Raw genomic sequence first — 17,672 nt, forward strand, 5'->3', positions numbered from 1 at the left:
CACCAAATCTGGCTCATCAATTTTCTGACATTAATTTCTCAAATAAACTTCGAGTAATTTCTACCATCAATCAATGAAAATAATTTCGACTGATCAACTAGTAAAAATCCACACAAGTTGTTCTTCATAATCTCTTAATGATCTTCTTGCTGATTCGTCACCAGCAAGCTAGGTCGGCTATATTACGCTTTATTTCTAAAGTGTCAACTAGTAATTCAAATTATTTTAAACTTTCTTTCTAAAACCCAACTTAATCAATCTTAACTAAGTCACTGTTTTATCAGAAGTTTTAATCTTCATCACCGCCGATGGATGTGCATTCTACAGCATTTCACACCCAACGCAACACCTTTTCCCATTTATTTTTTAAAATAGGCAACGTTTGTTTATTTATTCTGCAAAATAGGCTTTTTTTCTACTTTTTTAATGCTATTGGTGCTGTTTCTAGCTGTTGTTCTGTGTTTTTTGCTTCATTTTTCTTTTCTTGCCATTTGAGCGGCCTGCAATCAATGTATTCACAATAACCCGCTGTTCCCTCTTCTTCATAATCATTAATTTTAACTTGATAGTTAAAACTCCCCACATATCCTGCTGCTAAACCAAATTTAAAATCTCCGCGACTTTGTGCTTGAATCTGAATAGTGGTTTCTCCATCGCTAAATTGCCACTCAAACTCTCGGGGCAAATACATGTGTTGATGATTAGGCGTAGTCACTTTGGGATAAACACGATGCACTTTAAATAACACCTTTTCATCAAACATTACGGCTTTCACTGACGACACTTCACGCAGATAAATTCGCGACTGAATAATTTGATTAAAATTATTTCTCAACTGTGCCAATAATAGTTGGCGTTGATCTTTTAGATTAATAATTTGATAGGTAAAAAAACACAAAGGTAAATATGGGATATTAATCGCTCGAGCATATTCAAAAGCGCCTAATTGATTAATTTGAAAGCTTTGTTCTTTATAACGAATGCTACCGCGACATTCGCAAAGGAGTGACCAATGTTCAAATAGCCCTAATTTAAGTTTACTAAAATGTGAAAGAATGGGCTTAGTGGTAATCTGTAAATCTACTTCAAGCTCATCATCCTCGCGGTATAAATGAAATTCAGGAAAAGAGCCTGTCAGTGTTTCTCTATTTGCAAATTGAAAATATCCTTCTCGCATTTCACATTCATTTTCTAAAGAATAACTATGAAAGTGTCCAACCATTTGTGGGCTAATACTACTAATAACCGTTGCGGTATCAAGTGACGTAGTATGAATTGCGGATGCATTACGCATCATAGGAATATTAGGCTGTCCTAATATGGTGATGAAATTAAAATAATGTAGCGGTGCAGGTAGGTTTGGAATTACCAATCCTTGATGAATAATTTTAAACCAACCTTTAGGCGGGTGATATGCCAGATCAAATGGGAAACGAGCTTGATTGAGTTGTTTCGATTCATCGACTAGATTCATAAGCAACTGCATATCAAGCTCCTTTCTACATTGGACTAACTCATATTGTTGTATTCTTCTTGGCCATTAAAGTGGTAACAAATCCTGATAATGCATAGATAACAGAAAGTACCAAAATTCCTACAGGAATATTGTAAGTCACCGCCGCTAAAATAAATACGATCACAGGTAGCACTGCGAAAGGAACTCGACGACGATCCACTGTTTTAAATGAATAATATTTCACATTCGAAATCATCAACAAACCAATCGCGATGATTACTACAGCGTTAATTGCTTGAATACCACGCTCACGCAAATCAAATACTTCTGGAATATCAAGACCAACCCAAACCAATGAAATAATCATCACAGCAGCCAAGGGGCTTGCAACACCAATAAAATAACGTTTATCGACCACACCAATTTGTACGTTAAAACGCGCCAAACGGAAAGCTGCACATGCGGTATAAACAAAACATGCAGCCAGGCCGATACGACCTAAATCATTAAGGCTCCAGCTATACATCAAAATAGCCGGTGCAACACCAAAAGCCAGTAAGTCTGACAATGAGTCAAATTGCTCACCAAATGGACTTTGTGCACCAATTGCACGTGCGACGCGACCATCTAAACCATCAAATAGTGCCGCAATAAAAATGGCATAAATCGCTTGTTGGAATTCACCATTCATACTCGCAATAATGGAGTAAAAACCTGACAACAACGCAGCGGTTGTAATTAGGTTTGGCCACAGATAGATCCCACGACGCTTCACTTTCTGCCCTTCATGGGTATGTTCCTCTTCTTCAACTTCAAATGTAATGCCATCAAACGCATTTTCATCCTTCGAAGAAATGTCCCGTTCAGGTTTATTGGTATTTGTCATTCTTTGATCCTAACTGTGACCTATTTTCTTATTTAAATATAACTGTTATTCGCCAACTAACCAGCGTACAGCAGCATGACCACCATTTTCGTTCATACGAAGATGTGGGAATAACCATTGTAGCGCTTCATCAGCATCTTCTGAGAATTTCCAAGGTGGGTTAATCACCAGTAAACCACAACCATTCAAACCAACTGGAGTGTCATCAGGCCACACACAAATTTCGCATACCAACTGACGACGAATACCGGTTTTGTACATTTTCTTTTCAAAACGTTCAATCATCGCGCGATCTTTAATTGGATACCATACTGCAAAAACACCTGTCGGCCATTTTTTATAAGCAGCAACTAATAGCTCTACTAGCTGTGGAAAATCCTTACGTTCAATTTCGTAAGGTGGGTCAATCATAACTAAACCGCGCTTCTCTTTTGGTGGAATAACCCCTAAAAGCCCTTCATAAGCATCACGTTCATGCAGACCAGCACGTTTATCAAAAATATTGTGGCGCAACTGCTGAAATACATCACGCTGCATTTCAAATATTGTTGCTTTATCAATATCACGCATCCCTTCAAGCGCAAACCATGGTGAGCCTGGATATGCCCCTTTACCAAAGTTTTCACGCATCTTTTCAACAACTTTTAAGTATTGTTGAACACCTTCAGGCGCATTACGTTTAATTGAATCATCAAGTTTAACCAAACGATGAATACCATTTAAAAACTCACCAGACTTTTGCGCTTCAGAAGTCGACAAGTCATATTTACCTGCACCACCATGCGTATCTACATAGCGATAAGGTTTATCTTTATTATTGAGACGACTCAATAACTGAAGCAACAAAACGTGCTTCATGACGTCGGCAAAGTTGCCAGCATGGAAATGGTGACGGTAATTCATGTTTCATTAATTCCTGATATCAACGGATATTTTAGCATGAAAAATAGTTTCATTCCGATGCTATTCTTGCTCTAGAATACGTCACCTTTTTTCTGCTCTATTTAGGGGTTTTGTACATGGAAGCAGCCTATCTCCCAAAGTCTTGGCCGGTTGATCAAATTCTTGATGATTTAGATCAACACGGTTTTACAATTATTGATGATGCTTACACACTCACATATATACATGCACTTGTTGAAGAGTGTCTTTCCAACTTAAATCAGTTCCGTGATGCAGCCATTCAAAATGGCGTGGTCAGCAATATTCGCAGTGATCATATTTTATGGATCAATGAAAACTTAGAATACGCACAACAACATATTCAAGCTTTAAACGCCCTCGCACAAGAATTCAATCGGGCATTTTATTCGGGTATTCAAGATGTAGAAGCCCATTTTGCATGTTATAACGCCGGCGAGTACTACGCCCTGCACCGTGACAATCCACAAGGTAAAAATGGCCGTGTCATTTCTGCGGTTTATTATTTGCATGAAAATTGGCAAGCAAATTGGGGCGGCGAATTACGTCTACAAGATAAAAATGACAAATGGCACATTGTGCAGCCTAAACCCAACCGCATTGCGTTATTCCAAAGTGATTTACTACATGAGGTTCTCAAAGCCAAGCATCAGCGCTTATCGATTACAGCATGGCTACGTAATGACAATACGATGTGGTAAATCACTATTCCATCCTTTAAAAATTTTAAATTATCCTCATATATGAGGCATTCATAGATGAGGATTCTCCGATGCGTCAAAACACCAAGCAAATCATTCAGCGTATTGGCGAAACTGATCAATTGTTCTTACAAGCGAATACGCCAACATTAGCACTGGAACGTGCTGATCTTCGTCTACAATTAGTCGATATCAGTAAAAACCAACAGGAAAAAGTGCATTTCCTTCAGGAAGCGATTGTGCTGCTTGAACAAGGCCGTATGGAATTTGAAGAAATGCCGATGGCTTTGTATATTGATTTATCGCTGCATTTAGCAAAAGCCTATATGGTGTTCTTTGAAATTACTCAAGAGCAACGTTATGCCCTGATTACTCAGCAAATTATGAAGCCAATGTCCAAAGCTGAGCATGGCGGTATTTATTTCTATCTAGCATACGCTTCTGCCGTTAAAAATGAGCCCGCAATGACTCGACACTGGTTAAACAAATATTGCAAAACATCAGAATTTGAAATGGCGACCTTATTGGAACACCCATCATTCTTAAACTTTCATCAAGAAGATTGGTTTAATCAGTTATGCCAAAGTAAAATGCATTAAATAAAAAAAACACCTCCTATGAGGTGTTTTTTTATTCGAAGAAACGACTTAGACTGGCTGTAATTTATAAGCATCCATATGTAACTGCTGATTCAGTTCATCTACCCAAATTGCCCAGTCATCATCTTGAACCAAATGACTAATGAGAAAAGAGCGCTGAGACTTATTCCAAAATGGTGCATCGTGCAAAGATACATTGGCCGGCAATTGATGCGTACGTACATAAAGTTCGATCGCAGCCGCACTATTGGCTAACCCCAATTGAGAAAACAATAATTCTAAGGATGGTTTATTTTGATTGAGCATCTCGCCCTCCTTATCAACTAATCTGTCATTTATTATTTAATTAACTTATAAGATATTGATTAAAAAACCTAGCAAAACTGCTAGGTTTGTTGTTTCAAATTGTATTTAGATTTTGCATGACCCTGATAACTTATGTTCTGTATGCAATTGCTCATTTAACACATCGACCACAATGGCCCATTCATCATCTTTCTTCCAATGACTAATAATGAAATCTCGCTGTGACTTAGTCCAAAATGCCGCTTCGTGTAAAGGAATATCCATGGTCAACTGGTGGGTCTCAATGAATTGCTCAATACCCTGCTCGGATGAGTCCAACCCCAATTGATCAAAAAAAAGCTCCAAGGTCGGTTGTTGATCAAACATTATGTTCTCCTTCAGCCTATGCTTATTATTCTTTTAAGTTAGCGCGAAGCCTGACGAGTGTCAGTTACATCATCTACATGAGTTGTTATTTTTTGTTCAATTTTTAATAAAAAAAAGCACCCCAAAAGGAGTGCTTTTTCTAACTTAGTAAAATACTAAATTATTTAATCATGTCAGCAACTGCTGCACGTTCTTCTTCAAGCTCATTTAGAGTGAAGTTGATACGCTCACGGCTGAATTCATCGATTTCAAGACCTTGAACGATTTTGTATTCGCCATTTTCGCAAGTTACAGGGAAACCGAACATTACGCCTTCAGGGATACCGTAAGAACCATCAGAAGGAATACCCATAGTTACCCATTCGCCGTTTGTGCCAAGAGCCCAATCGCGCATATGGTCGATTGCAGCATTTGCAGCAGAAGCAGCAGAAGACAAACCACGTGCTTCGATAATCGCAGCACCACGTTTACCAACAGTTGGAAGGAACACATCTTTGTTCCAAGCAGCATCGTTGATTTTGTCTTTTAAGCTTTCGCCGTTTACAGTCGCGAAACGGTAGTCAGCATACATTGTTGGAGAGTGGTTACCCCAAACTGTCATAGTTTTGATGTCAGAAACTGCAACACCAGCTTTTTGAGCCAATTGAGTTAACGCACGGTTGTGGTCAAGACGAAGCATCGCTGTGAAGTTTTTCGCTGGAAGATCTGTAGCAGATTTCATTGCGATGTAAGCGTTAGTGTTTGCAGGGTTACCTACAACAAGAACTTTAACGTCACGGCTAGCAACTTCGTTAAGCGCTTTACCTTGACCGATGAAGATTTCACCGTTTACTTTAAGAAGGTCAGCACGTTCCATGCCTGGACCACGTGGACGTGAACCAACTAAAAGAGCGTAGTCAGCATCTTTGAATGCAACTTTAGGATCATCAGTACCGATCATGCCTTCTAAAAGAGGGAATGCGCAGTCGTCAAGTTCCATCATTACGCCTTTAAGCGCTTGTTGAGCTTTCTCAACTGGAATTTCTAATAATTGAAGGATAACTGGTTGGTCTTTACCCAACATTTCACCGCTTGCGATACGGAATAATAAGCTATAACCGATTTGACCAGCTGCGCCAGTAACGGCAACACGAACTGCTTGCTTCATGTAATTATCTCCAATTGAGGAAGGTCATAATGATTAAATAGCTGTTCTATCTAATCTTAATAATCATAAACGGCAAAGATTGTACTCCAATCTTTTGGCAGTTGCATGTAAAAGAGAATGCTTTTCAACAAAAGTATGATAGGAAATACAAATAAAATGCAGAAAAAAGCTTAAAACGAACCTTTAATTGTGAATGAAGCTGGACAATTTCCCACAACTGTGGTTGGGCAATGTTTGTACTGACCATTGTTTTTATAACAAATTTGAATTTCAGTCAGCATGCTACTGCCGTGGGTCTGCATACAATTAAACTCTATACTTTGTCCAGCCAAACCGCTATTCATACGTACCATCTTATTTCGTAAAACGCCGGCTTGCATGACACGTGTTTCCTGACTGGTTAATTCTTCAGGAACTTTCAGCTTGTCTGCATGGTTAATCACGGTACGGAAATACTGACTCGCATTCATTGGTACACAGCCCCCTATATTATGCCAAAGCGCAACACGCGCATTTTCATCGGGCATAATTCGTGCCACCACTTTGGCTTGCAATGGTGGCAGCTTAGGTGAACTATTGGTTGTACAATCTTTGCTATTAGTCTCTGGATACAGACCCGTAATATTTAAAGAATAGCCTTCCAAACATTTGCGCTTTTTATTTTTTAATGGGTCATAAGCACAAACTGCAGGGACCATTTGCACATCCATCACATATCCATTAACCACAGGTGCTGCCAAAGACACAGACATGCAAAGTCCCGCACCACTACCTAACAGTAGTGATGTCAGTACCCGAAATGCAGGTCTGTTTTCAAGTCTCGGCATCAATCAATTACCTGTGTTGATACGTGTTAAAAAACGATAAAATTAAAAAACTTATTGCGCACTACGCAACGGAATCATTTGCATACGCTTTTCAATTGACTGCGGTCCTTGTCCCAGCAGTAAACCGTAATGCGTTGCATTGGTCATCACATGTTTGACATAGTCGCGGGTTTCAGTCAGCGGAATCGATTCCGTATATTGATCCGCTGCAATCGCTTGGTATTCTGGCTGCCAGCGACGTGCACGATTCGGCCCTGCGTTATATCCCGCGGTTGCTAAAACTGGGCTATTGCTCAGCTGACGCTGAATCATTGATAAATAATAAGTACCATAACGAATATTGGTATTCATATCACTCAATGCGGCTGGGTTATAACTCTCTCCCATTTGTCGCGCGACCAGTTTTGCAGTATCTGGCATAATTTGCATCAAACCACCTGCTCCAACATGAGAGCGCGCACTCGTCACAAAGCGACTTTCTTGACGCATCAAACCGTAAGCCCATGCTGGATCAATACCAGCATTTCGACTATGACTCACCACATAGCTTTGATGTGGCATTGCATAACGTAAAGAATAATTGTGTTTATTGGTGGTTCGATCTGCCGCATAAATTGCACGATCATACCAACCAATATCAGTAGCACGTTTAGCTGCGGCAAGAATCATGCCATCATCATGCTTTAAATAGGCCTGACGGACAGCCCAGTTCCATTCACGGTTAATATAGCTGTCAGATGCATTAATATTGCGCAATGCAAAGGCACGATTAAAATGAATATCCTGACTCAATCGCTGCGCATCCTGTGCACTAGGCTGCACATTTGACGGAATATTGTTATAAGACTGACCAATTTTGTCACGTGCTAACAAATTATGGTAATCATCCCCCACTGCTAATTTTCGATAAATGTCTTGTGCCGTTCGTTTTGAAGAGGCATCGCCACGCTGCTCTGAAGCACGTGCCAACCAATATTGCCAACGATCTTCTTGCTTTTGTGTCACATTCATTGCATCAATGGCGCGAATCAAACTTTCCCATGCACCAAAACGAATGGCTTGACGTGCATAAATTTCAGCTTCTTCTGAGCTAAACGGCAAACCATAACTGGCATCTAAATAGTTCAGCACTTCACGGTTGAAATTGTTTTTCATCACCGTGGTTCCACCAATATAACCGACACTGCGATACAACGCTTTTTGTACGCTTTCAGGTGTGCCTTCCGCAGCACGCTTAACAGATGACATTGCACCATTTAAATCTGTATCCGCTAAGCGCCCCATCGCATAAATCAGATAAGCATGATCTTCTGCCGTCGCTTTGGGTGCTGCCCAAAGGTAATTTAATGGATTGGCTTGAATGGTATTGAGCTGGGCAAGACTAATATTCACACCAATGGTTTGTGCAGTTGCAATGGCCTGACCGGATTGCCCTGCACGCAATTGCCCCCACATGCGCTGATGACGATCATCTTTCGTCATTAATGGGCTCGACAACATCATGCGGCCTAAGCCTGTACATGAGTCGGGTTGCGAATTGGTGGTCAGCCAAACATCTTTAAATTCGGCGTAGACCAATGGATCGCCAGATTTGGCACGTACTTGAGCAATCGCACAGGTTTCCGCACGATCCGCATTTGAAACGTATTGCAAGACGGGCTGTGCAGTTGCGAAGTCTGCTTGTTTTACTTTTTCTTCAACATAATCGGCAGCAAGTTTTTCAGCCATTGCCGATTGCGGATAACGCTGCGCAAAACTTGTAATGGCGCTAGCAGGTTGCGAAGCCAAGTTATTATTCAAAATCCAATACTCTGGGTAGTAGCCCAAAACATCATTTTGCATTGAGTATTGATATTGCTGGAGCAAAGAGATGTTGCCTGAATTGGCCGCTCGTAAAGCATCATTAAATTGCTCATCCGCAGCATGTGCTGACAATGAAAGTCCGGATGCAGCCACAGTTAAAGCCAGCAATTTATAGTAATTTTTCTGTGTAAATTTCTGTTTTAACATCCACTTGCCTTCTTTCATGTCAATCTGTCCAATTACAGTACATCTAACCTTACTCGGAATTAGTTTAATAATTCTAAACTCAGCATTGTGTTCTGTTGTGTAACCTTATGATTACCCAATATTAATTTTCAAACATTTTTACTCCATAAATCAATATGAGCCAGTTGTTATTTTAAGCTGTAAGTTTGCCCTCAATTGCTGCTAAAATATCGGGCATTCTTAAAATCCTCTTTTTTGACCTCCGCAGCTGCACATTTCAACTCTTGATCTGTCTGTCAGCCACGTATGGTTTATTGATTTTCATAAAATTCCTTTAGGAGCCTACATGACGGTTCAAACCTTCATTCCCAATGGTGCCCAAGCTGCCTCAGAAAACACTGTAACCCAGCCACAGCACACCCCAGCCAACGATGGCTCAGTGAAAAAACTGTACATCGAAACGCAAGGGTGTCAGATGAATGAGTATGACAGTCAACGTATGGGCGACCTTTTAGGTGATTCACATGGTTATGTCCTAACCAATGATCCGAAAGAAGCCGATATTCTGCTCATGAATACCTGCTCGATTCGTGAAAAAGCACAAGAGAAAGTGTTCTCAGAATTGGGTCGCTGGCGCAAACTGAAAGAAAAGAATCCTGATCTTGTGATTGGTGTCGGTGGTTGTGTGGCATCTCAAGAAGGCGACAACATTCAAAAACGTGCGCCTTATGTCGATATGGTCTTTGGCCCACAAACTTTGCATCGTTTACCGCAAATGCTGGATCAACACACTGAACAAGTGGTTAAGCCGAAAAAAGAAAAAATTCAATTGGTGGATATTTCATTCCCTGACATTGAAAAATTCGACTTCTTACCAGAACCGCGTGTAGAAGGTTTTAAAGCCTTTGTCTCGATTATGGAAGGCTGCTCAAAATACTGTTCTTTCTGTGTGGTTCCTTACACACGTGGAGAAGAAGTATCACGTCCACTGGATGATGTATTGGCAGAAATCGCAACTTTGGCTGAAAAAGGTGTCCGTGAAATCAGTCTTTTAGGTCAAAATGTTAATGGTTACCGTGGTGAAACCTTCGAAGGTAATATTTGCACCTTTGCAGAGTTACTGCGTTTAGTGGCCGAAATTCCGGGCATTGGACGTATTCGTTACACGACATCACATCCACTAGAATTTAACGATGATTTGATTCAATGCTATCGTGATTTGCCACAAATGGTTTCTCACTTGCACTTACCTGTTCAAAGCGGTTCAAACGACGTACTTCAAGCCATGAAGCGTAACCACACCATTGATGTCTATATCGATAAAATTGCACGTTTGCGTCAAGTTCGTCCAGACATGCACTTATCTTCAGACTTCATTATTGGTTTCCCTGGCGAAACAGATGCACATTTTGAAGAAACTTATCAATTCATTAAAGATATGGACTTTGACCATTCTTATAGCTTCATTTATTCAAAACGTCCAGGTACACCTGCGTCTGAACTTGAAGACACGACCTCTGAAGATGTGAAAAAAGAACGTTTAGCGAAAGTTCAACAATGGATTAAACAATCAAGTATTGATAAGACCGACGCGATGTTAGGCACGATTCAACGTGTCTTGGTAGAGTCTGTTTCAGACAAAGATCCAAACTTATTGATTGGTACTGCGGACAATACTCGTTTGGTGAGCTTCATCGGTGATCCTGCATGGGTAGGTCGTTTTGCTGAAATCGAAATTACCGACATTAAAACTTTGAAGTTTGTTTATGGTGAACTCTTGAATCTTGAGCCTGACGTGGCGTAATGTAAGACTAATCGTCAGACCAATATAAAGGAATTCTCTTGACTGCAGCGATTCGACGTACTGTAACTTTTGCTGGTATTCCACTTGACCGTTTACAAAGCATGCTCGGTGCTTATAACGGTCATCTCAAACAAATTGAACAACGTTTAGAAGTCAAAATTTCCCATCGTGCAGATGCATTTTTTGTCGATGGGGAAATCGATGCGGTTGAGAGAGCCGAAAGCCTCCTTCACCGTTTATATGAAGAGTCCGAAACCAACCCACAAATCAGTGCAGATACACTGCATATGATGATTCAAGGCAGTCAAACCGATCGTGAAATTCAGGAAGATTTTTCTGAAAATGAACATTCAGGTTTAGACAATGTCTACTTGCAAACACGTAAAGGTCGGATTAACCCACGCGGTGCCAACCAAAAACGCTATGTGCAACGTATTTTACAAAGCGATATTTCCTTTGGTATTGGCCCTGCTGGTACAGGTAAAACTTACCTAGCTGTGGCCGCTGCTGTCGATATGCTAGAACGCAATGAAATTCAGCGAATTTTACTAGTTCGTCCTGCGGTCGAAGCGGGTGAAAAACTCGGTTTCTTACCTGGTGATTTAACCCAAAAAATTGACCCTTACTTGCGTCCCTTATATGACGCCTTGTATGAAATGTTGGGCTTTGAAAAAGTTGCAAAACTGATTGAACGCCAAGTGATTGAAGTTGCACCTTTGGCCTACATGCGTGGTCGTACTCTAAATCACTCTTTTGTAATTTTAGATGAAGCACAAAACACTACCCCTGAACAAATGAAAATGTTCTTAACCCGTTTAGGTTTTGGTTCTCGTGCGGTCATTACTGGTGACGTTACACAGGTCGATTTACCACGTGGTCAGCAATCAGGCTTGGCACATGCGCTACGTGTGATTGATAAAATTAAAGAAATTCACATTACTCGCTTCCACTCCCGAGATGTAGTACGTCATCAATTGGTTCAAAAAATTGTTGAAGCCTACGAAGGATGGGATAGCGAACAACAACGCCTAACGGCAGAACAACGTGCTGAACGTAAAGCACGTCAAGAAGCCTTAGTTGCGGACAATGATGCTAAAGCTGATGAGCAGCATCAGGACTAAACCATTTAAGGATTCATTTTGAAACTTAATCTCTCCTTGCAGCAAAATTTTCAATCACCTGAGTTGGTGGTGAAACGTGCGCATATCAAAAAAGTGGTGGAAACTGCTTTACGTCATATTGAAACTCAAAGTGATTGTGAAATTGGCATCGCATGTGTCGATAATGACGAAAGCCACAAATTAAATTTGGAATATCGTGGTAAAGACAAACCGACCAATGTGTTGTCTTTCCCGAGTGATCTTCCAGATGAAATGGCTGCGATTTTGGATTCATTTCCAATTGGCGATTTAGTCATTTGTATACCTGTGGTACTTCGTGAGGCCAGTGAACAAAATAAAGCAGCCCTTACCCATTTCACTCATATGCTGGTACACGGTACGTTGCACCTCATGGGCTATGACCATGAAACATCTGACGAAGATGCGGAAGAAATGGAAGCTTTGGAAATCGAAATTTTGGCCAAACTCGGTTTTGACAATCCATATCTAGAACGAGATTAAGCCCTCAAATAAAAAAAGCGAGCTACGGCTCGCTTTTTTTATGCCTTTATTCCATCATTCTTTCACACAAAAATAAAATGCCACCACTATGACCTATGTCGTAATTTTCAAAGCTCGAATTAAGCATCTCGATTCAAAGTATTTTCAAACAGCGCAGCGCATGCGTGATCGAGCATTATCCACATTCAACTGCCAAAAATTTGAAGCGTTGACTGAAGGTGAAAACGAAATTGCATTGTCTTATTGGAAGGATTTAGCGGATATTCACGCATGGCACAATGATGCAGAACATCAAGTTGCACAAGCCCTCGGCAAAAAAAGCTGGTATCAATTTTTTAGTGTCGAAGTCTGTGAGGTCATTCGACACTATCAATCGACCTGTTAACTAACGTACTTCAAACTCGGCTTCCGCAGGGTCAAAACGCCACGTCCGTACAATACGTAATTCAGAAATATCTTTCATTTTGGCATCAAACTGGCCAAATGGTGCCGCTTTACGTACCGAAGTTTTCGCTGCGTCATCAAGCAGAGTCGAACCTGAGCTTTCAATTAAACGAATCGCGCGAATACCACCATTGGTATTCAATATCACCATCAGACGTACTTCACCTGATAATTGCTGTTGTTTAGCAGCTTCAGGATAGTAGCGATTGCCATAAAACTCGACTTTTTGACGGAATTTTTCCATATAGGCAGCTGATACATCTTGCTTGGCTTGAATCCCATCAATGGTTTTAATTTTTTGCTGACGGCTAAAGTTTTGTTGGCGTTGTAAATATTGCGCTTCAATACTTGCCACCATAGCCGCTTTCGCTTGGAACTGGCTATTGAGTTCTTCAACAGCTTTTTTACGACTATTTTCTTCGGCTTGCTTTTGCCAACTTAAAGTGGTCATTAAAACTTTTTCTTCAAAGCTTAATTGTTTCTTTTGCTGTAATTGCTCAAGTGCTTCATTTTTTTGCTCGCCCGCTTTCTGTTCAATCATGGGTGCTGGCATATCACTCGACATACGATGTGATTCACGAAAAGTACCTGAACCTTGTTGATCAGCTTGTGCCAAAAAGTCAGCATGTTCTACTTCATCGGTGGCAGGACGCAAAGAAACGGCTATTTCTTTGGTATTGTATTCACCTTCTTGCGGCATGGTAAATTGCATTGTCAAAAATGCCAGATGTAACAAAGCCGCCAGTAAAACCGCAGTCGTAAAAACTGGATCTTTCCACCACTCTTTGACCAACGGCATAAACGTTATTTTTTTCAGCATCACATTAAACCGACAATTTGCCGCATTCCCCAAACTGCATAAAACAGTATAAAATAAACCTCGTTTTCATTTTTTTATGAAAATGAGAAATCCATCAACACATCGATAACGCACAATTAAAATCATGAAAATGGTGCAATTTATTTTGCTAAACTGCAAGATCAAAACCTTGTGTTTTTATAGAAATCGACAAGATACACCCAGTCAAAAATCATAATTTGCCAGGATGCGCCTCTTATGCAAACGCTAATTTCCAATATCTCTAAACGTATACGACAAGTGTACCAAAAAGCAGAAGGGTTTATTGAAGATGAGCGTGAATTCCCGATGTCTCAAGTGTTCCTAAATGCGACCTTTGAACGCTTTGTGACTGATAATGTGAAGATGCTCAAAGACTTGCATGCTGATCTGCACGATGACTGGCTTCGACTATATGCCACACTGGATTATAACGGCCTGGTCATTACACTCTCTGTCGATTTAAAACTGGTACAGATGGAACTCAACAAACAAACCCAACTGATTGTATTTGAACAAATTAGTGATACACAAGTGATTGAAGCGAAGTATCCAAATGTTCTGTATAAGGTGGGCGTGCGCATGGCCTTATGGTTCTATCAAAAAGTACTCAACCAAGATCCATTGGGTATGATTTTGGAAAAGCTGAACGTCATCAAAGTTAAAGATGATTTACTGTATTTAGACCTGAATCGCTGGCTCGGTAAAAGCCGCTCGATTATCGACACACTAGGCAAAGTCCATGTCAATCATGCTGTTTTACGTGAGGCTGAATTGGTGGTCATCGGTAACGTTAATCTAACAGCGCTGTTTACTAAAATGGCACAACAGCGGATTGAAGATTGGGATGATTCAAATTTAAAAGTCGATGAAGTCACGCCTATAAAGCAAAAGGAAAGCTAGACTTATCCTGTACTTAGACATCTTGAACCTATAAAAACGCTACACAATATATACATTAGGCACGGATTTGTGACGTGATTCTCCACAATCCAGCCGCATAATAAACATATCAAGTGGTTTAGCCCACCGCACTTCTATTGAATAGGAAAACCATACTTATGGCACATTCAGTTTTGAAAAATTTAGGTCTTGTTGCTGGGGTATCGACTACACTGCTTTTGACTGGTTTCTCAAGTCAGTCATTTGCCATGAGTCCATTCCAAGCAAGCTACCAGTTTAATTACAACGGTAAAAATATGGGTTCAGCAACACGTACCCTGAAACAATCTGGGAATAATTGGACCTATGTATTTGCTGCCAAAGCAGGCGCAATTGCCTCTGCAACTGAAACCAGTCGTTTTAGTTTGAATGGCACACAAATTAATTCAAATAGCTTTAGCCGTACCAGTAAAATTTTGGTGCACAACAACACCATGAACATCAATTTCAATGCTGGTGCAAAAACCATTAACACCAAAAAAGATGACAAAGCACGTTCATTTACTTGGAAGTCTGGTGTGCTAGATGAACTGAATGCCGAATTGCAAATCCGTGAAGATCTGAAAAAAGGCGGTTTGAAATCGAATTACTATATTGCTGATGCCAAAGAAGTTGAAGGCCGTAAATTCGTCAAACAAGGTACTGAAAAAGTCACAACTGCATACGGCAGTTTCGATACAGTTAAAGTCGTTATGAAACATGATAAACCGGGTCGTCAAACCACCTTCTGGTTGGCTCCAAAACTTGACTACTTACCTGTGAAAGTATCGCATCAAGACAACAAAACCTCATATGGTCTGCTTTTGACAGGCTATAAAGGTGCAACAAATTAATTGATTTGATCAATTTCGCTTGCATTTTTCTCGGTGCTTTTTAAAATACGCTTTTGCTTTAAAAAGCACCTGCCCCTCGAGGATTCTCCCGTGCACGCTCTGGAACAGAAAATCTTAGCTGAAGGTATCGTTCTCTCTGAAGAAGTTCTGAAAGTCGATTCTTTCTTGAACCACCAAATTGACCCTGTAATGATGCAGCAAATTGGTCAAGAATTTGCCCGTTTATTTAAAGATGCTGGCATTACCAAAATCATCACCATTGAAGCTTCAGGTATTGCACCTGCAGTTATGGCGGGTCTTGAACTTGGTGTTCCTGTGATTTTTGCACGTAAATATCAGTCTTTAACATTAAAAGACGATCTATATCGCTCTAAAGTATTCTCTTTCACGAAACAAACTGAAAGTACGATTGCAATTTCTAAGAAACACATCAACGCTGCTGATAAAGTTTTAGTCATTGATGACTTCTTAGCTAATGGTCAAGCAGCATTAGGTTTAGCTGACCTTATTCATCAAGCAGAAGCTGAAGTACTCGGTATTGGTATTGTGATTGAAAAATCATTCCAACCAGGCCGCGATATTTTGCTTGAAAAAGGCTACCGCGTAGAATCATTAGCACGCGTTAAATCACTCGCAAATGGCACTGTCGAATTTGTTCGTAACTGATTTATTTCAGCACGATAATAAAATGAGAACACTTCGGTGTTCTTTTTTTTGCTTTAAATCTGCCATAACCGTGACAGAACCAGCATTTTCTTGGCACTTTGTTACAAGCTGACTAAACATCTCTTAGAAAAAATCGATAAAATTCAGTGAAAATGTAGTGATTGATCATATTCGTCAAGGTTTTGACCCTGAAATTGATTTAAGCTGCAAGATAAATTCAGCCACATTATTTATTAAGGCTACAGGATGTTATGAATACAGAAAATCAATTGATGGAACACGCTGTAAAATGCTCAAAATGCGGTTCAACAGATGTTGAAAAACGTAACCACGAACAAAACTTACAAAAAATTGGTGGGGTCTTACTCAGCGGTGCAGGAACAGCAGCCGGCACAGTGGGTGGTGCTGCGTCTGGAGCATCTATTGGTGCAGCCATTGGTGGTGTTACAGCTGGCCCACTTGGCGTGATTATGGGCGGGACAATTGGTACATTTGTTGGGGCGATTAGCGTTGGCATCACAGGCGGCTTTTTAGGCCATCGCTTTGGTAAAAAAGCAGGTGTGATTGTAGATCAAAATATTTTTTTAGATTATCAATGCAAGGCCTGCAAACAACGCTTTGAAGTTGAATCTCAACCTGAAGATGCAGCAAAAACTGAAGATCAAGACTAATTTTGATTGCTGCTAAATTAAAAAAGAGCGTTTCTACGCTCTTTTTTATTTCATCATCCTGCAATTAATTTTTTAACTACTTCACCCAGTCGTTTACCCTGATCTTCACATAAGGCACGTTCATCTTGACTTAATGTTTGATCATGGCGTGCCCCACTAACATGACTCGCACCATAGGGTGTACCGCCAGTTTTAGTATTCGACAACGCAGGATGTGCATTGCTCAAACCCATAATCATCATGCCATGATGAAATAAAGGCGGCAGCATGGTCAGTAAAGTGCTTTCTTGCCCACCATGCATTGAACCTGAACTGGTAAATACGCATGCCGGCTTACCATGCAATGCCCCGTTCAGCCAAAGCGCGGTAGTTTGATCTAAAAAATATTTCATTTCTGATGCCATATTACCAAAGCGTGTTGGTGAACCGAGTGCTAGACCAGAGCAATTTGCTAGATCATCTAATGTGCAATAAATATCGCCTTCAGCAGGAATACTTGGTTCAGCTTCTTTTACCACAGACGAAAGATTCGGAACAGTGCGAATCTTCACAGCCATACCTGTCGCTTCAATACCATTGGCAATCAAATGCGCCATTTCCCGTGTAGAACCATATTTGCTGTAATACAACACCAGTACATATGCTTGCATGATT

The 17,672-nt window shown here is 40.4% G+C and carries 20 protein-coding genes; 10 read left to right on the top strand and 10 right to left on the bottom strand.

All coding sequences use genetic code 11. From position 1 onward, the window contains the following. Nucleotides 1-415: 415 nt before the first annotated feature. The 3 genes from FTV09_RS03135 to FTV09_RS03145 are packed head-to-tail and all read right to left on the bottom strand — an operon-like array spanning nt 416 to nt 3,245. Complete coding sequence (locus FTV09_RS03135) at nt 416-1,486, bottom strand: DUF6670 family protein (protein WP_180056702.1); 1,071 nt, start codon at nt 1,484-1,486, stop codon at nt 416-418. A gap of 28 nt (nt 1,487-1,514) precedes the next feature. Further along, nucleotides 1,515-2,342, bottom strand: a complete 828-nt coding sequence (gene pssA / locus FTV09_RS03140; RefSeq protein WP_180056704.1) for a CDP-diacylglycerol--serine O-phosphatidyltransferase — start codon at nt 2,340-2,342, stop codon at nt 1,515-1,517. Nucleotides 2,343-2,387: 45 nt separating this feature from the next. Further along, nucleotides 2,388-3,245: a 23S rRNA (adenine(2030)-N(6))-methyltransferase RlmJ gene (locus FTV09_RS03145; RefSeq protein ID WP_067762860.1), complete on the bottom strand. Its 858-nt coding sequence runs from the start codon at nt 3,243-3,245 to the stop codon at nt 2,388-2,390. A 116-nt stretch (nt 3,246-3,361) separates the two neighbouring features. Between FTV09_RS03145 and FTV09_RS03150 the strand changes: the two genes are divergently transcribed. After that, a complete protein-coding gene (locus FTV09_RS03150; protein WP_180056706.1) occupies nt 3,362-3,964 on the top strand; it encodes a 2OG-Fe(II) oxygenase in 603 nt (200 codons plus the stop codon). A 71-nt stretch (nt 3,965-4,035) separates the two neighbouring features. After that, on the top strand, nt 4,036-4,563 hold the full coding sequence (locus FTV09_RS03155) for a hypothetical protein (protein WP_067762862.1): 528 nt from the start codon (nt 4,036-4,038) through the stop codon (nt 4,561-4,563). Nucleotides 4,564-4,611: 48 nt separating this feature from the next. Here the strand turns inward: FTV09_RS03155 and FTV09_RS03160 are convergent, their stop codons facing one another. The 5 genes from FTV09_RS03160 to FTV09_RS03180 form a co-directional block, all read right to left on the bottom strand. Next, nucleotides 4,612-4,869 carry a DUF2789 family protein gene (locus FTV09_RS03160; RefSeq protein ID WP_067762863.1) on the bottom strand — a complete coding sequence of 86 codons (258 nt, stop codon included), beginning with the start codon at nt 4,867-4,869 and terminating at the stop codon, nt 4,612-4,614. A gap of 105 nt (nt 4,870-4,974) precedes the next feature. Beyond that, the gene (locus tag FTV09_RS03165) at nt 4,975-5,235 is read right to left on the bottom strand and encodes a DUF2789 family protein (protein WP_067762864.1); all 261 of its coding nucleotides are present in this window, start codon (nt 5,233-5,235) and stop codon (nt 4,975-4,977) included. 160 nt (nt 5,236-5,395) lie between these two features. After that, nucleotides 5,396-6,382 (bottom strand): malate dehydrogenase, encoded by a 987-nt coding sequence (locus FTV09_RS03170; RefSeq protein WP_067762865.1) that lies wholly within the window; start codon nt 6,380-6,382, stop codon nt 5,396-5,398. 170 nt (nt 6,383-6,552) lie between these two features. Beyond that, nucleotides 6,553-7,134, bottom strand: coding sequence for a ribonuclease I (locus FTV09_RS03175; protein WP_257222784.1), 582 nt, complete (start codon nt 7,132-7,134; stop codon nt 6,553-6,555). Between the two features lie 126 nt (nt 7,135-7,260). Further along, nucleotides 7,261-9,237, bottom strand: coding sequence for a lytic transglycosylase domain-containing protein (locus FTV09_RS03180; protein ID WP_180056710.1), 1,977 nt, complete (start codon nt 9,235-9,237; stop codon nt 7,261-7,263). Between the two features lie 307 nt (nt 9,238-9,544). Here FTV09_RS03180 and miaB point away from each other — a divergent pair, with 307 nt between their 5' ends. The 4 genes from miaB to FTV09_RS03200 all read left to right on the top strand — a co-directional run bounded on the left by miaB (nt 9,545) and on the right by FTV09_RS03200 (nt 13,009). Further along, complete coding sequence (gene miaB, locus FTV09_RS03185; protein WP_067762868.1) at nt 9,545-11,002, top strand: tRNA (N6-isopentenyl adenosine(37)-C2)-methylthiotransferase MiaB; 1,458 nt, start codon at nt 9,545-9,547, stop codon at nt 11,000-11,002. A gap of 38 nt (nt 11,003-11,040) precedes the next feature. Further along, nucleotides 11,041-12,123 (top strand): PhoH family protein, encoded by a 1,083-nt coding sequence (locus FTV09_RS03190; RefSeq protein WP_067762869.1) that lies wholly within the window; start codon nt 11,041-11,043, stop codon nt 12,121-12,123. An 18-nt stretch (nt 12,124-12,141) separates the two neighbouring features. After that, nucleotides 12,142-12,624, top strand: coding sequence for an rRNA maturation RNase YbeY (ybeY, locus tag FTV09_RS03195; protein WP_180056712.1), 483 nt, complete (start codon nt 12,142-12,144; stop codon nt 12,622-12,624). A gap of 88 nt (nt 12,625-12,712) precedes the next feature. Continuing rightward, on the top strand, nt 12,713-13,009 hold the full coding sequence (locus tag FTV09_RS03200; RefSeq protein WP_180056715.1) for an antibiotic biosynthesis monooxygenase: 297 nt from the start codon (nt 12,713-12,715) through the stop codon (nt 13,007-13,009). Here the strand turns inward: FTV09_RS03200 and FTV09_RS03205 are convergent, their stop codons facing one another. After that, nucleotides 13,010-13,867 carry an energy transducer TonB gene (locus FTV09_RS03205; RefSeq protein ID WP_218949635.1) on the bottom strand — a complete coding sequence of 286 codons (858 nt, stop codon included), beginning with the start codon at nt 13,865-13,867 and terminating at the stop codon, nt 13,010-13,012. Nucleotides 13,868-14,125: 258 nt separating this feature from the next. Here FTV09_RS03205 and FTV09_RS03210 point away from each other — a divergent pair, with 258 nt between their 5' ends. The 4 genes from FTV09_RS03210 to FTV09_RS03225 all read left to right on the top strand — a co-directional run bounded on the left by FTV09_RS03210 (nt 14,126) and on the right by FTV09_RS03225 (nt 17,018). Further along, the gene (locus FTV09_RS03210) at nt 14,126-14,809 is read left to right on the top strand and encodes a hypothetical protein (RefSeq protein ID WP_180056720.1); all 684 of its coding nucleotides are present in this window, start codon (nt 14,126-14,128) and stop codon (nt 14,807-14,809) included. Nucleotides 14,810-14,967: 158 nt separating this feature from the next. After that, on the top strand, nt 14,968-15,681 hold the full coding sequence (locus FTV09_RS03215) for a DUF3108 domain-containing protein (protein ID WP_180056722.1): 714 nt from the start codon (nt 14,968-14,970) through the stop codon (nt 15,679-15,681). Between the two features lie 90 nt (nt 15,682-15,771). Then, on the top strand, nt 15,772-16,347 hold the full coding sequence (locus FTV09_RS03220) for a xanthine phosphoribosyltransferase (protein ID WP_180056724.1): 576 nt from the start codon (nt 15,772-15,774) through the stop codon (nt 16,345-16,347). A gap of 251 nt (nt 16,348-16,598) precedes the next feature. Then, the gene (locus FTV09_RS03225; protein ID WP_180056726.1) at nt 16,599-17,018 is read left to right on the top strand and encodes a hypothetical protein; all 420 of its coding nucleotides are present in this window, start codon (nt 16,599-16,601) and stop codon (nt 17,016-17,018) included. A 53-nt stretch (nt 17,019-17,071) separates the two neighbouring features. Here FTV09_RS03225 and wrbA read toward each other — a convergent pair whose 3' ends face one another. Then, nucleotides 17,072-17,668 carry an NAD(P)H:quinone oxidoreductase gene (wrbA, locus tag FTV09_RS03230; RefSeq protein ID WP_180056727.1) on the bottom strand — a complete coding sequence of 199 codons (597 nt, stop codon included), beginning with the start codon at nt 17,666-17,668 and terminating at the stop codon, nt 17,072-17,074. Nucleotides 17,669-17,672 lie beyond the last annotated feature (4 nt).

Origin of the sequence: Acinetobacter sp. YH12227, from assembly GCF_013417785.1 — a bacterium.
Taxonomy (GTDB): Bacteria; Pseudomonadota; Gammaproteobacteria; order Pseudomonadales; family Moraxellaceae; genus Acinetobacter; species Acinetobacter gandensis.